We start from the raw sequence: 14,276 nt of genomic DNA on the forward strand, positions 1-14,276 counted from the left end.
CGGCGCTCATGAGAACATGGTGGTCAACGCCCGTGTCCATCCTCGAGGAGTAGTTCCAATTCCCACCTTCGCCGACCAGACCTTCACCGACCCGGCGCGCATCCGGAACTTCTGCATCATCGCCCACATCGACCACGGAAAGTCGACGCTGGCCGACCGGATGCTGCAGCTCACCGGCGTGGTGGAAGAGCGCCAGATGCGAGCGCAGTACCTCGACCGCATGGACATCGAGCGCGAGCGCGGTATCACCATCAAAGCGCAGAACGTACGCCTGCCCTGGCAGCTCGACGGTGACGACTACGTCGTGCACCTCATCGACACCCCCGGCCACGTCGACTTCACCTACGAGGTGTCGCGTGCGCTCGAGGCGTGTGAGGGTGCGGTGCTGCTCGTCGACGCGGCCCAGGGCATCGAGGCACAGACCCTCGCCAACCTCTATCTGGCGATGGAGAACGACCTCACCATCATCCCGGTGCTCAACAAGATCGACCTGCCCGCGGCCGACCCCGACCGTTACGCCGCCGAGCTCGCCCACATCGTGGGTTGTGAGCCCGAGGACGTCCTGCGGGTGTCGGGCAAGACCGGTGTCGGCGTGTCGGAGCTGCTCGACGAGGTCATCCGCAAGGTGCCCGCACCCGTCGGCGACGCCGACGCCCCGGCGCGAGCCATGATCTTCGACTCGGTCTACGACACCTACCGCGGCGTCGTCACCTACGTCCGTGTGGTCGACGGCAAGATCGTGCCCCGCGAGAAGATCCAGATGATGTCGACCGGCGCCACGCACGAACTGCTCGAGGTGGGCATCGTGTCACCGGAACCGAAGGTCACCCAGGGTCTCGGTGTGGGCGAGGTGGGCTACCTCATCACCGGTGTGAAGGACGTGCGGCAGTCGAAGGTCGGTGACACCGTCACCACCGCCCGCCACGGCGCGACCCAGGCCCTGACGGGCTACCGCGAACCGCGGCCGATGGTCTACTCGGGCCTGTACCCGATGGACGGCTCGGACTATCCGGTGCTGCGTGAGGCGCTGGAGAAGCTGCAGCTCAACGACGCCGCGCTCACCTACGAGCCGGAGACGTCAGTGGCGCTCGGGTTCGGATTCCGGTGCGGCTTCCTCGGTCTGCTCCACATGGAGATCACCCGCGAGCGTCTCGAGCGCGAGTTCAATCTGGACCTCATCTCGACCGCTCCCAACGTGGTGTACCGCGTGGTGATGGAGGACGGCTCCGAGCACGTCGTCACCAACCCGTCGGACTGGCCGGAGGGCAAGACCCGCCACATCTACGAGCCGGTCGTGAAGACCACCGTGATCGCGCCGAGCGAGTTCATCGGCGCCATCATGGAACTGTGCCAGTCGCGCCGCGGCGAGCTCGGCGGCATGGACTACCTCTCCGAGACCCGCGTCGAACTCCGCTACACGCTGCCCATGGCGGAGATCATCTTCGACTTCTTCGACTCGCTGAAGTCGCGGACCCGCGGTTACGCCTCCCTCGACTACGAAGAGGCGGGCGAGCAGGAAGCGGACCTGGTGAAGGTCGACATCCTGCTGCAGGGTGAGGCCGTCGACGCGTTCAGCGCGATCGTCCACCGCGACGCCGCCTACGCCTACGGCAACCGGATGGCGCTCAAGCTCCGGGAACTCATCCCGCGCCAGCAGTTCGAGGTCCCGATCCAGGCGGCCATCGGCTCCAAGATCATTGCGCGCGAGAACATCCGGGCGATCCGCAAGGACGTGCTCGCGAAGTGCTACGGCGGCGACATCAGCCGTAAGCGCAAACTGCTCGAGAAGCAGAAGGAAGGCAAGAAGCGGATGAAGACGATCGGCCGCGTCGACGTCCCGCAGGAGGCGTTCGTCGCGGCGCTCTCCACCGATGCAGCAGGTGACAAACCGAAGGGTAAGTAGATGGCGGGGCAGGACAGCGCAACCAATCCGGTACTGGCACAGAGCGATCTGCCCTACGAGCTGCCGGACTTCACGTCGATCTCCGACGGCGATTTCCTGCCTGCCTTCATCTCGGCGATGGCGTCGCATCTCGCCGAGGTCGAGGCCATCGCGGGCGATCCCGCGGAGCCGACGTTCGCCAACACCGTCGAGGCGCTGGAGTTGTCGGGCCGTGACCTGGCTCGCGCGTCGGGAATCTTCTTCAACCTCGTCGGCCCCGACACCAACCCCAAGCGCAACGAGATCTCCCAAGAACTCTCGACGCTGCTCACCGATCACGGCAACACCATCGCGATGAATCCGGTTCTGTTCGGCCGGATCTCGGAGCTCGCCTCCCGTGCCGACGAACTCGACCTGACCGAGCCGCAGCGTCGTCTCCTCGACAAGCGGTACCGCGAGTCGGTGCGCGCCGGCGCCGGTCTGCCCGCGGCGGAGCAGGAGGAGATGCGTCAGATCGCCTCTCGGCTGGCGTATCTCACGACCACGTTCTCGCAGAAGATCCTCGACGACACCAACGAGTCGGCGGTGCTCGTCGACGACGCGGCCGACCTCGACGGGTTGTCCGCAGGCCAGATCACGGCCGCCCGACGAGCGGCCGCCGATGCCGGTCACGAGAGCGGATACCTGCTCACCCTGGAACTGCCGACCAGTCAGTCCGTGCTCACCGAGCTGACGAACCCCGCTGTGCGACAACGGGTCTTCGATGCGTCGATGAACCGTTGCTCGCGCGGCAACGACCACGACACCCGTGACCTCGTCCTCGAGATTGTGCGTCTGCGTGCCCGCCGCGCCGAGCTCCTCGGTTACCGCGACCATGCCGAGTTCGTGATCGCCGAGCAGACCGCACCCGACCCGTCGGCGGTCGACGACCTGCTCCGTGAGCTGAACGAGTCCGCGATGCGTGCCGGTGGTCGGGAACTGACGCGGCTCACCGAGTTCGCCGGCGACGTCGAGATCGGTCCCGCCGACCTGACCTTCTGGCTCGAGCGCGAGAAGCAGGCCAGATCGTCGGTCCCGCTCGACGGTTTCGCCGACTACTGCGAACTCGACATCGTGCTCACGCGGGGCGTCTTCTACGCCGCGAACAAGCTGTACGGCCTGCAGTTCGTCGAACGGACCGGCCTGCCCGTCTATCACCCCGACGTGCGCGTGTGGGAGGTGCGGGACGACGCCGGCACCGGCATCGGCCTGTTCCTCGGTGACTTCTACGCGCGGCCGTCGAAGCGCGGCGGTGCCTGGATGAACAACATCGTCGACCAGTCGTCGGTGTTGCAGACCCAGCCGATCATCGTGAACGTCCTGAACCTGACGAAACCCGATGGGGGGCAGCCGTGTCTGCTCAGCATCGATCAGCTCACGACCCTGTTCCACGAGTTCGGACACGCACTGCACGGTCTGCTGTCGTCGGTCGAGTACCCGTCGCAGTCGGGGACATCCGTGCCGCGCGACTTCGTCGAGTTCCCCTCTCAGGTCAACGAGATGTGGGCGCTGCATCCGGAGGTGCTCGCCAACTACGCGCTGCACCACGCGACCGGCGACCCGATCCCGGCCGAGCTGGCCGCTGCCGCACGCGAATCCGCGGGTGCCGAGACCGCACACGGGACCCTCGAGTACCTGGCGGCGTCGTCGCTGGACCTGGCCTGGCACCGGCTGACGGTCGAGGAGGCCGCTGCCGTCACCGATGTCGAGGCCTTCGAGGCGAAGGCCCTCACCGAGGTCGGCCTGCAGACCGATCTGATCCCGCCCCGCTATCGCAGCGCCTACTTCAACCACGTTTTCGGCGGCGGATACTCGGCCGGTTACTACAGCTACATCTGGTCGGAGGTCCTCGACGCCGAGACCGAACAGTGGTTCCTCGCCTCGGGCGGCCTGGAGCGCGAGAACGGCCGGCGGTTCGCCGAGGCGACGCTGTCGCGCGGTGACAGCGTCGACCCGCTCGTGTCGCACGAGACGCTGATCGGCCGCAAGCCGCAGATCGAGCCGCTGCTGCGTCGTCGTGGCCTTGCTGCCTGATCGGGGCCGGTCATGACGAGCAACCATCGCCGGAACCTGTCGCGGTTCGCGATGCTCAGCATCGTGACCGCGGTTGCGGTCTTCGGGCTCAAACTGCTCGCCTGGTGGGTCACCGGGTCGGTGGGACTGCTGTCCGACGCACTCGAGTCGATCGTCAACGTCGTCGCCGCGGTGGGTGCGTTCGTGGCCCTGCGGGTCGCGGCGAAACCGCCGGACCACGGTCACAACTTCGGGCACACCAAGGCCGAGTATTTCTCGGCGGTCTTCGAGGGTGTGCTGATCGTCGTCGCCGCGGTCATCATCGTGGTAACCGCGGTGGACCGGCTCATCAACCCGCGTGAACTCGAGGAAGTCGGACTCGGCCTCGGCATATCCGTGGGAGCCACGGTCCTGAACGCGGTGGTGGCCTGGATTCTCATCAGCGCCGGCCGGAAACACCGCTCGTTGACCCTCGAGGCCGACGGCAAGCACCTGATGACCGATGTGTGGACGACGGTGGGCGTCGTCGTGGGTGTGTTCCTGGTCGCGTGGACCGGTTGGCTCCCGCTCGACCCGCTGATCGCCATCGCGGTCGCCGTCAACATCATGGTCGTCGGCACCCAACTCGTGTGGCGGTCGGGCTCGGGTCTGATGGATTCCGCACTACCGGCAGAACAGCGTGACGCCATCGACGACGTGCTCGACCGGTACCGCGCCGACGGTATCGTCTTCCACGACATCCGCACGCGCGAGGCGGGTCACCAGAGATTCGTGCAGTTGCACATGCTGGTGCCGGGGGACTGGTCGGTACAGCACGCCCACGACCTCACCGAGGTCGTCGAAGGCGATCTGCATGCCGCGGTCCCCGATCTGAACATCACGACACACCTCGAGCCGGTCAACGATCCGCGGGCCTACGAGGACTGGCGGCTGGAGTAGCAGGACGTGTGCCGGCCGACCACAGGTGTGGCCTGGGCAGAGTTTCGATCTCACTGATTTGAAATCCGATGACGATCACGCTGGTTGCTAGCGTGGTTCGGTCCGCCGGTCACAGCCCGTACCGGCCGGTCCCGTTGAGTCTTGGAGGAAGAGTGAGCGCTGGCCCAGCCGCGCGGCGCGGCATCCGTCGGACGAGCACCGCTGTGCTGGTGAGCTTGCTGGCAGTGGTGATGGTGGTCGTCGCGGGCTGCGGTGGCGGATCGACCGACGAACCCGGCGGAGTGGACATCTCCAGCGGTGATCGACACCTCGATCTGGTCGCCTACGCAGTCCCCAAGATCGGCTTCGACGAGATCATCCCGGCCTTCCGCGAAACCCCGGCGGGTGAGGACATCGGCTTCTCGGTGTCGTACGGCGCGTCCGGTGACCAATCGCGCAAGGTGGCCCGTCGTGTTCCGGCCGACGTGGTGAACTTCTCGGTCGAGCCCGACATCACCCGACTGGTGAAGGCTGGCCTGGTCGACGAGGACTGGAAGAAGCAGGCTCCCAACAACAGCACCCCGTTCGGGTCGGTCGTCGCGCTGGTGGTTCGCAAGGGCAACCCGAAGAACATCCGCGACTGGGCGGATCTGCTGAAGCCCGGCGTGCAGGTGGTCACCCCGAATCCGGGCAGCTCCGGCTCGGCGAAGTGGAATCTGCTGGCACCGTTCGCCGCGATCAGCGACGGCGGTCGCAACCCGCAGGCCGGCCTCGACTACGTGTCCGAACTGGTGCGTGACCACATCAAGGTGGTCCCCAAGTCGGGTCGCGAAGCCACCACGGCCTTCGAGCAGGGCCAGGGCGATGTGCTGATCAGCTACGAGAACGAGGCGATCATGCTCGACCGGGCGAACGCCACCGCCGGCCCGGACAATGAGGTCGAGTACGTGATCCCGCCGCAGACGTTCAAGATCGAGAACCCGGTCGCGGTGATCAACACTTCCGACGACCTCGCCGGCGCGCGGTCGTTCGTGGACTTCCTGTTCACCCCGGAGGCGCAACGAATCTGGGCCGAGCAGGGCTTCCGGCCCGTCGACCCGGCGGTCATCGCCGAGACCCGGAACCTGTTCCCGGGTGACATCGCGAAGCTGTGGACGATCGCCGAACTCGGCAAGGTACTCGGGGCGGGAACCGCCGAGGAGAACAATGGCAAGGATCTGACGGGTTGGAAACCCGTGGACGACGCCCTGTTCGGGAAGAAGGGCGCCATCACCAAGATCTACGACTCAGGGGGTGAGCAGTGACCTCGGTCGATCCTGTCGGAACACCGGCCACGGCCCCGGACACCGGCTCGCCGGTCCCCGATGCCGGACCGCCGCGCGGATTCCTCGGACGCTCGCGGACGTTCGCCGGCGTGAGCCCGATGACCATCGGCATCGCCTGGCTCTGGCTCAGCATCATCGTGCTGCTCCCACTGGCCGCGATCACGGTGCAGTCCTTCGACGACGGCTGGAGCGGTTTCTGGGAGGCCATCTCCGCGCCCGTCGCGGTGGACGCCATCTGGATCACGGTCCTCGTGTCCGCGGTGGCCGCGCTCATCAACGTCGTCTTCGGCACGCTGATCGCGTGGGTGCTGGTGCGCGACGAGTTCCCCGGCAAGGGATTCGTCAACGCGATCATCGACCTGCCGTTCGCACTGCCGACGATCGTCGCCAGCCTCGTGCTGCTGTCGCTGTACGGGCCGAACAGTCCCATCGACATCCAGCTCAACGCCACCAAGCCCGCACTGGTGATCGCGCTGACCTTCGTCACCTTGCCGTTCGTGGTGCGTCAGGTACAGCCGGTGCTCATCGAACTCGATGTCGATGTCGAGGAGGCCGCGGCGGTGCTCGGCGCCAACAACGCCACGATCTTCCGCAAGATCATCCTGCCGGCACTGCTCCCGGCGATCCTGACCGGTGCCGGCCTGGCGTTCACCCGTGCTATCGGTGAATTCGGTTCGGTGGTGCTCATCGGCGGCAACATTCCCGGAGACACCCAGGTGGCGTCGCAGTACATCCAGCAGCAGGTCGAGATCGACGCACCGGTCGACGCGGCGGCGATCTCGGTGGTACTGCTGCTGATCGCTTTCGTCACCCTGCTCGTCCTGCGCGTCGCGGGCCGGTGGCAGTCCAAGCGGGAGGACGCAGACCGATGAAGGTTTCACCGCTGACGAAGTACGGGCTGCGCACCGTCGCGCTGGTCTACCTGTTCATCCTGCTGGTCGTCCCCGTCGGCACCATCTTCTATCGCTCCTTCGAACACGGCATCGTCCAGTTCTGGGAGTGGATCACCACCCCGGCGGCCATCTCGGCGCTCCAGCTCAGTCTGCTGATCGTCGCGATCGTGGTGCCGCTCAACGTGGTGTTCGGGGTGATCACGGCGCTGGCCCTGGCCCGCGGACGGTTTCCCGGCAAGGGTCTCCTGCAGGCGGTCGTCGACCTGCCGTTCGCGGTGTCGCCGGTGGTCGCCGGTGTCGCGCTGATCCTGTTGTGGGGCCATGGGGGTTGGTTCGGCGGCGTCGAGAGCCTCGGATTCCGGATCATCTTCGGCTTCCCCGGCCTGGTGCTGGCCACGCTGTTCGTCACCCTGCCGTTCGTCGCCCGTGAGGTCGAACCGGTGTTACGTGAGATCGGCACCGAACAGGAGGAGGCGGCCGCGACGCTGGGCGCGAACTCGTGGCAGGTCTTCTGGCGGATCACCCTTCCGGCGATCCGCTGGGGCCTGACCTACGGCATCGTCCTGACCGTCGCCCGAGCGCTCGGTGAATACGGTGCGGTGACCATGGTCTCGTCGAACTATCCCGGTGTCTCCCAGACGCTGACCCTGTTGGTCCACTCCCGCTACACCGACGACTACAACGAGTTCGGCGCCTACGCGGCTGCGACGCTGCTGATGTTCGTCGCCATCCTGGTGCTCGTGCTCATGTCGCTCATCGAGCGCCGCGCCAAGTCCCGTCTCGTCGACGCCAGTGAATCCACCTCGGGCGACGCCGAACTCACCGAAGTCGACCTCACCCCGCCGCACGGGCCGGAGTCCGTCGACGCCAAGCAGGTCGTCCACTCGAACGCCCACAACAAGGAAGACGTGTGACATGTCCATCCAGGTGATCGGTGCGAACAAGCGCTACGGCGACTTCGCCGCCCTCGACAACGTCTCCATCGACATCCCGGACGGGCAGCTGACCTCGCTGCTGGGTCCGTCGGGTTCGGGAAAGTCGACCCTGCTGCGCGCGATCGCCGGCCTCGACACACTGGACTCGGGCATCGTCCGCATCAACGACAACGACGTGTCGCAGAAGTCGCCGCAGAAGCGCGACATCGGATTCGTGTTCCAGCACTACGCCGCGTTCAAACACCTCACGGTGCGCGACAACATCGCCTTCGGCCTCAAGATCCGCAAGCGGCCCAAGAAGGAGATCGACGCGAAGGTCGACCAGTTGCTCGAGGTGGTCGGACTGACCGTCTTCCAGCAGCGGTTCCCGGCACAGCTGTCGGGCGGTCAGCGGCAGCGTATGGCGCTGGCCCGTGCACTCGCCGTCGACCCCAAGGTGCTGCTCCTCGACGAACCGTTCGGTGCGCTCGACGCGAAGGTGCGAGATGACCTGCGCCGCTGGCTACGTCGACTGCATGAAGAGGTCCACGTCACCACCGTGCTGGTCACCCACGACCAGCAGGAGGCGCTCGACGTGAGCGACCGCATCGCTGTCCTGAACAAGGGGCGCATCGAGCAGGTCGGCACTCCCGACGACCTCTACGACCGCCCGGCCAACGAGTTCGTCGCGTCGTTCCTCGGATCCACGGTGCGTCTGAACGGCGAACTCGTCCGCCCACACGACATCCGGATCGGACGTACCCCGGAGATGGCGTCGCCGGCGGCCGACGCGTCCCTCGACACCGGTGTGATCAAGGCGACCGTCCTGCGTGTGGTCAACCTCGGTTTCGAGACCCGGGTTGAGCTCGTCGCCGCGACGACGGGAGACGAGTTCGCGGCCCAGATCACCCGAGGGGACCAGAACGCCCTCAACCTGAAGACCGGCGAGACCGTGTACGCGCGGGCCACCAAGGTCGCCGCCCTGACCGAGGTCTGAGGGCACGATAGATCCTGCATCCGCAGGCACCGGCTACGGTGACCGGCCGATGCATGGTGCCGTCAGCCGGTCGAGGACGGACTGCAGTAGCCCGGCGGCGATCTGAACGCAGTCACGCATCCCGACCCGGACGTGTCCGGTGGACCTTCCGGGCGAGGCTTCGCTGTGCCCCGATCCGGCGATGATCGGGCACGAATCCGCATGTCAGCACGTCTACCAGGTTCGTCCGTCAAACGTTTGTGAACACCCGTTCTGCGCGATCGCTGGAATCCGGTGGGGAAAGTACTGGAAGAGTCTTCCGTAGTTAGTAGTAACTATGTAATCGAGCTCACAGCCCGACGGAAGGTGTTGTCGGGATCACGCCCCCATCTCGGAGGAATGATGGTCTGGAAACAACCGATCCAACGTGCGCGAAGCCTTCCCCAGGCGGCCACGTCGAGCACCGCAACCCACGCATCGGTGATGCTGCTTGCCAGGAGTGGCCAGTGAGCGTGGTGACTACTGCGCACCAACGAAACACCCGACCGGTGTCGAATGTCGTTGCGACCGTGCGCCGGACGTGCTCGAACTCGGGAAACCGCGTCGTTGACAGTCTCAACACATTGGGGCGGTCCGTGCGACTCGCGGCTGCGGTGGCCACATTCTCGGCCACGGACATCGTGCGCTTGCGCCTCCCGGTCGGGGAGGTCATCGACCAGATATGGCGACTGTTCAAGGTGACCGCACTGCCGGCGCTGCTGATGGCGATCCCGATCGGTGGTGAGGTATCGGTGCAGGTCGGCGGGATCATGGATCAGGTCGGCGCCAACTCGCTCGCGGGTGCAGCCAGTGGACTCGGAGTGGTGGGACAAGGTGCCCCGATGGCCGCGGGACTGCTGATGTCGGGAGCTGCGGCCTCGGCGATCGCCTCGGATCTCGGTGCGCGCTCGATCCGCGAAGAGATAGAGGCCATGCGGGTGATGGGTATCGATCCCGTGCAGCGTCTGGTGGTGCCGCGATTCCTGGCGATGCTCATCCTCGCGCCCGCGCTGTGCATCATCATCGTCGCTTCGGGTGTCGTTGCGGGACTGGCGATCTCGGCCAACGTCAACAACGTGGTCCCGGCCAGCTTCTGGCAGACCTTCGGCGCCTTCGCGACGCCGGTCGACCTGGGCTTCTCGGTCCTGAAATCGGTTCTGTTCGCCATGATCGTCGTCATCATCGCGAGTCTTCGCGGCCTCGAGGCAAAGGGCGGACCGAAAGGTGTTGCCAACGCCGTGAACGCGTCGGTCGTCCTGTCGGTGTTCTGCATCTTCATGACCAACCTGATGGTCTCGCAACTGCAGACCATGTTCTTCCCGGCCCAGTTGGCGTGACATGACTACCACAGAGAAACGACGGGCGTCGTCGTATGGTGGCCGGTCGATGCACGTCGGCCGTCGGGTCGCCGGGGTGTTGACAGATGTGGTGCTGGGGCTCGGTCAGATCACGGTGTTCGTCGGCAAGACGATCTCGTTGCTGCCGGTGACCATTCGGCAATACCGCAAGCAGACCGCGAAGACGATGAACGACATGGCCTGGGGTTCGGGCTCGTTGATCGTCGACGGTGGTGTCGTCAGCCTGATGTTCTTCCTCGGCATCGCGGTCGGCGCGGTGGTCGCCATCATGTCGTTCATGGCCTTCGACCTTCTCGGGTTCGGGGCACTGACGGGGATCACCGGGTCGTTCGGCAACATCCGGGTGATCGCTCCGATCATCACCGGCATCGGGTTTGCCGCCCAGGCGGGCTGTCGGATGACCGCGGAGATCGGCGCGATGCGGATCTCGGAGGAGATCGACGCCACCGAGGCGATGGGACTGCGTGCCATCCCGTTCGTCGTCGGGACGCGGCTGATCGGCGGGATGCTCGTCGTCCTGCCGAGTTATCTGTTGGCGCTTGTCGTCTCATTCTTCACCGGCGGTCTGATCGTCAAACTCTTCCATGATCAGCCCGACGGCACGTACGACCACTACTTCGCCCAGTTCGTCACCCTGCCCGATCTGCTGGCCTCGGTGGCGAAGGCGCTGCTGTTCTGTGCAGTGGTCACGCTCATCCACTGCTACTACGGCTACTTCGCATCAGGCGGTCCAGCCGGCGTGGGTCAGGCATCGGGGCGGGCGATCCGCGCGAGTCTGGTGGCCATCGTCGTACTGAACTTCGTACTTACCGTGGCGATCTGGGGGCTGAATCCCGTTCTGCCGTTTAGGGGTTGAGATGGCGAGACACACCAATCAGGATTTCATTCGAGGTGACCTACGGGGTCAGTTGCGCACACTCGCCGTCGCGGGTGGTGTGTGCCTGGTCGTCCTCGTCGTCGCGTTGACCGCGACGTCGGTGATCTTCCCGAAGGCGAAGGAGCCCGCGGGCACAGTCATCCATCTGGTGGTGCCGGCGTTGGGCCCGGGGATCAAGAAGGGGTCCAGCGTGCTGTTGCGCGGAGCCCAGGTCGGGGAGGTGACCGGTGTGCAGGCGCCCGTCCCCGGTTCGGTGAACGTCGACTTGGTGCTGACCGATGCCGGGGCACGTGGGCTGCTCACCGATTCCTTCGACGTCGACTTCCGCCCGGAGAACTACTTCGGGATCACGGCGGTGAACCTCGTTGCGAGAGAGGGTGGCTCGCCCATCAGCGAGGGACAGGTGATCCGGAGGCAGTCGTCGCCCGACTTCACGATGTCGACGATGCTCGAGAACGGATCGCTGGTCGTGGACGGCGCGCTGACCAAGGAGATGATCGCCGGTCTCAACGAGGTCATCCGGTATGCGAACGGCCTGGCCCCGTTGATCCAGGCCGGTGTCATCGTCGCCGACAGCGTGGCCCAGACGCAGAGGCAGCTGCCGACGACACTCCTCCGGAAGACGAACGACACACTCGAGGAGTTTCCCGGGTTCGGCCGCGAGGTCCTCGGTGCGATCTATGCCTTCTCCCGCAACGAGTACAACACCGGACCCGAGTACGTGACCAAGGCCGACGACGTGCTGCTCGGCAAGACCGATCGCGGGTTGCAGCTGGCGGCCGATCGGCTTTTCGGTGCTGCCGGATCCCTGCTGTCCTCACATGACTCGGAGCTCGACGTGTTGACCACCATGCTCAAGTACATGCTCGACCCGCTACCGACGGCTCTCGGCGGTGGAGATGTCGTCGACGACACCGTCACGATCACCAGACGGCTGGAGTCGGCGTTCACCGGAACCCCCGATCAGAAGACACTGCAGCTGCAGATCGTGCTGGGGCAACTCCCGGCGGTCAAGAGTTCGCTGAACCAGATGGGCATCGCGTCCGTTGCAGGAGGCCGTCGACATGTCACAACGAACCAGAACTCTGCTGACCGCATCCAAAGTCGCTGTGGTGGAACTGATCACGGCGATGCTGTTCATCCTGGTGATCAACGCCATGCGCAACCCGGTGGACACCGCGACCAACAGGTACAGCGCGGAGTTCACCGACGCCTCCCGGCTGCACGTCAACGGTGACGTCCGGATGAAGGGCATGCGCATCGGGAAGGTCGAGGCGGTCGAACTCGACAAGGCCTCAGACGGAACTCCCGTGGCGCATGTCGAATTCTCGATGGACGAGAAGTTCACCCTGACCGACTCGACCGAGTTGGCGATCAAGTACCAGAGCCTGACGGGGGTTCGCTACCTCGATGTCGCGCAGAACGGGGTGCCCGGTCGGCCGGTCCGGACGATCTCCGCGAGCCAGACGACGCCGTCGTACGACATCACTCTGCTGTTCAACGGATTACAGCCGGTGCTGTCCACGATGAACACCGATGAGATCAACGAGTTCAGTCAGAACGCCATCGCGCTCCTGCAGGGCGACGGCGAAGGTCTCGGGCCGATGCTGGACAGTGCCCAGAAACTGGCCGACTACGCCTCGGATCGACAGCAGGTCATCTCGACACTGACCACGAACATGGCCAGGATCGCCGACTCGATGGGCGGACGTTCCAAGAACGTCCTCGGCTTCATGCAGGCCGCCGACATCCCGATCAGTTCGGCGATGACGGTCCTCGACGAATTCCAGAAGACGGCCACGACCGGCCCTGCGCTGATGGAACCCATCTGGCGACTGATGTCCGCGATGGGCTTGAACGAAGGTTTTGATGTGGACAAGTTCCTGAAGAACGCCTACGGGTCGATGGCCGAAGCGGCCTCGTCGTTCACCCTGATGCCCAGTGCGCTCGCCGGACTCACCGTCTCGCAGAACACCGGGGCCAACCGCACGTGCAGCAAGGGCCAAGCGCAGCTACCCAGCGATGTGAAGGTGCTGCTGGCGGGAAGTGAGGTGGTCCTGTGCAACGAGTAGGACTTCGCAAGGCCGTCGGTGGCGACGCCGCTCTCGGGATCGGGTTCGTGGTGATCGTGGTCGTGACGCTTCTCGTGCTGGGTCTGCTGTACATGCGGCCCCCCGCGCAGAAGACCTTCTCTTTCGAGACCACCGATGCTTCCGCGGTCACCGCGGGCCAGGATGTTCGCGTCGCCGGGATCAGCGTCGCAAGGTGCAGTCGGTGAAAATGCGTGAGCAGCGCGTCGCGGTCACCGCCCGGGTCGACGCGAACACCGAGATCGGTGACCGCTCGCGGGTCGAGGTGCGAATGCTCACTCCCGTAGGCGGTTACGCGGTGACCCTGATCCCCCTGGGATCGAGGCCGCTCGACGGTCCCATCCCGACCGAGCGGGTGGCGGTGCCCTATTCGATCGGTGACGTGCTGCAGAGCGCCCCCACACTGACCGGCAAGGTCGATGCGGGGGAGGTCAATGCAAGCGTGCACCAGGTCGCCGAGGCGCTCACGGGTAACTCGACGTCGTTGAGATCGATCGTCGACGGCATGAATGCGATCAGCGGTGTTCTCGATCGACAACGAGAGCAGGTGCATCAGATCGCCGGCCTGGCCGGCGAATACATGCAGACGTTCAACGGAAGTCGAGAGTTCGTCTTCTCCCTGATCAACAAGATCGATCAGGTGGTGGCCGCCTACAACAACTCGTCTGTCGGCTTCAACCGGACCTACTGGTTGCTGGCCGACGTCTTCGGCAAGCTCACTCCGTTCCTGCGGTTCTATCGGGACAACTCGGAGTTGGTCAGCACCAACTTGCATCGACTCCGCGACAGCATCGGCAACGCGCAACAGCACCTCGATCCGATGCTGGACAACCTGATGGCGATGCGTGCCCGGCTCGCCGAGTGGGTGACGCCCGAGGGGATGAAGCAACTCGGTGGCGGCACGCAATGGGTGCGCGGGATCTGTGTTCCCATCGCGGGAAGGGACTGTTGA

At 65.3% G+C, this 14,276-nt stretch carries 13 protein-coding genes; all 13 read left to right on the forward strand.

What is annotated here, in order from left to right; all coding sequences use genetic code 11:
* Positions 1–16 precede the first annotated feature (16 nt).
* Entirely contained in the window at positions 17–1,903 is a 1,887-nt protein-coding gene (gene lepA / locus GOAMI_RS02650; protein ID WP_006434838.1) for a translation elongation factor 4, read from the forward strand.
* Entirely contained in the window at positions 1,904–3,955 is a 2,052-nt protein-coding gene (locus GOAMI_RS02655) for a M3 family metallopeptidase (protein WP_006434839.1), read from the forward strand. It abuts the gene before it with no gap.
* A 12-nt stretch (positions 3,956–3,967) separates the two neighbouring features.
* Positions 3,968–4,873, forward strand: a complete 906-nt coding sequence (locus GOAMI_RS02660) for a cation diffusion facilitator family transporter (protein ID WP_006434840.1) — start codon at positions 3,968–3,970, stop codon at positions 4,871–4,873.
* 152 nt (positions 4,874–5,025) lie between these two features.
* Positions 5,026–6,156 carry a sulfate ABC transporter substrate-binding protein gene (locus tag GOAMI_RS02665; RefSeq protein WP_040004520.1) on the forward strand — a complete coding sequence of 377 codons (1,131 nt, stop codon included), beginning with the start codon at positions 5,026–5,028 and terminating at the stop codon, positions 6,154–6,156.
* Complete coding sequence (gene cysT, locus GOAMI_RS02670; protein ID WP_006434842.1) at positions 6,153–7,049, forward strand: sulfate ABC transporter permease subunit CysT; 897 nt, start codon at positions 6,153–6,155, stop codon at positions 7,047–7,049. Before GOAMI_RS02665 ends, cysT begins: the two co-directional genes overlap by 4 nt.
* Entirely contained in the window at positions 7,046–7,984 is a 939-nt protein-coding gene (cysW, locus tag GOAMI_RS02675; RefSeq protein ID WP_006434843.1) for a sulfate ABC transporter permease subunit CysW, read from the forward strand. The genes cysT and cysW overlap by 4 nt, the downstream gene beginning before the upstream one ends.
* Before the next feature lies 1 nt (position 7,985).
* Positions 7,986–8,981, forward strand: a complete 996-nt coding sequence (locus tag GOAMI_RS02680) for a sulfate/molybdate ABC transporter ATP-binding protein (protein ID WP_006434844.1) — start codon at positions 7,986–7,988, stop codon at positions 8,979–8,981.
* Between the two features lie 548 nt (positions 8,982–9,529).
* Positions 9,530–10,336, forward strand: a complete 807-nt coding sequence (locus GOAMI_RS02685) for an MlaE family ABC transporter permease (RefSeq protein ID WP_040004526.1) — start codon at positions 9,530–9,532, stop codon at positions 10,334–10,336.
* A gap of 49 nt (positions 10,337–10,385) precedes the next feature.
* Complete coding sequence (locus tag GOAMI_RS02690) at positions 10,386–11,213, forward strand: MlaE family ABC transporter permease (RefSeq protein ID WP_006434846.1); 828 nt, start codon at positions 10,386–10,388, stop codon at positions 11,211–11,213.
* Position 11,214: 1 nt separating this feature from the next.
* A complete protein-coding gene (locus GOAMI_RS02695; RefSeq protein ID WP_006434847.1) occupies positions 11,215–12,471 on the forward strand; it encodes an MlaD family protein in 1,257 nt (418 codons plus the stop codon).
* The gene (locus GOAMI_RS02700; protein WP_243829121.1) at positions 12,353–13,306 is read left to right on the forward strand and encodes an MlaD family protein; all 954 of its coding nucleotides are present in this window, start codon (positions 12,353–12,355) and stop codon (positions 13,304–13,306) included. The genes GOAMI_RS02695 and GOAMI_RS02700 overlap by 119 nt, the downstream gene beginning before the upstream one ends.
* A complete protein-coding gene (locus GOAMI_RS23360) occupies positions 13,294–13,512 on the forward strand; it encodes a hypothetical protein (protein ID WP_006434849.1) in 219 nt (72 codons plus the stop codon). Before GOAMI_RS02700 ends, GOAMI_RS23360 begins: the two co-directional genes overlap by 13 nt.
* The gene (locus GOAMI_RS02705; RefSeq protein WP_238063802.1) at positions 13,500–14,276 is read left to right on the forward strand and encodes an Mce/MlaD family protein; all 777 of its coding nucleotides are present in this window, start codon (positions 13,500–13,502) and stop codon (positions 14,274–14,276) included. Before GOAMI_RS23360 ends, GOAMI_RS02705 begins: the two co-directional genes overlap by 13 nt.

Source organism: Gordonia amicalis NBRC 100051 = JCM 11271, from assembly GCF_000332995.1.
GTDB lineage: Bacteria > Actinomycetota > Actinomycetes > Mycobacteriales > Mycobacteriaceae > Gordonia > Gordonia amicalis.

Coding starts and splice junctions, on each gene's coding strand:
- GOAMI_RS02695 (WP_006434847.1), top strand. CDS start 11,215: ATGGCGAGACACACCAATCAGGATTTCATTCGAGGTGACCTACGGGGT.
- lepA (WP_006434838.1), top strand. CDS start 17: ATGGTGGTCAACGCCCGTGTCCATCCTCGAGGAGTAGTTCCAATTCCC.
- GOAMI_RS02690 (WP_006434846.1), top strand. CDS start 10,386: ATGCACGTCGGCCGTCGGGTCGCCGGGGTGTTGACAGATGTGGTGCTG.
- cysW (WP_006434843.1), top strand. CDS start 7,046: ATGAAGGTTTCACCGCTGACGAAGTACGGGCTGCGCACCGTCGCGCTG.
- GOAMI_RS02655 (WP_006434839.1), top strand. CDS start 1,904: ATGGCGGGGCAGGACAGCGCAACCAATCCGGTACTGGCACAGAGCGAT.
- GOAMI_RS02680 (WP_006434844.1), top strand. CDS start 7,986: ATGTCCATCCAGGTGATCGGTGCGAACAAGCGCTACGGCGACTTCGCC.
- GOAMI_RS02660 (WP_006434840.1), top strand. CDS start 3,968: ATGACGAGCAACCATCGCCGGAACCTGTCGCGGTTCGCGATGCTCAGC.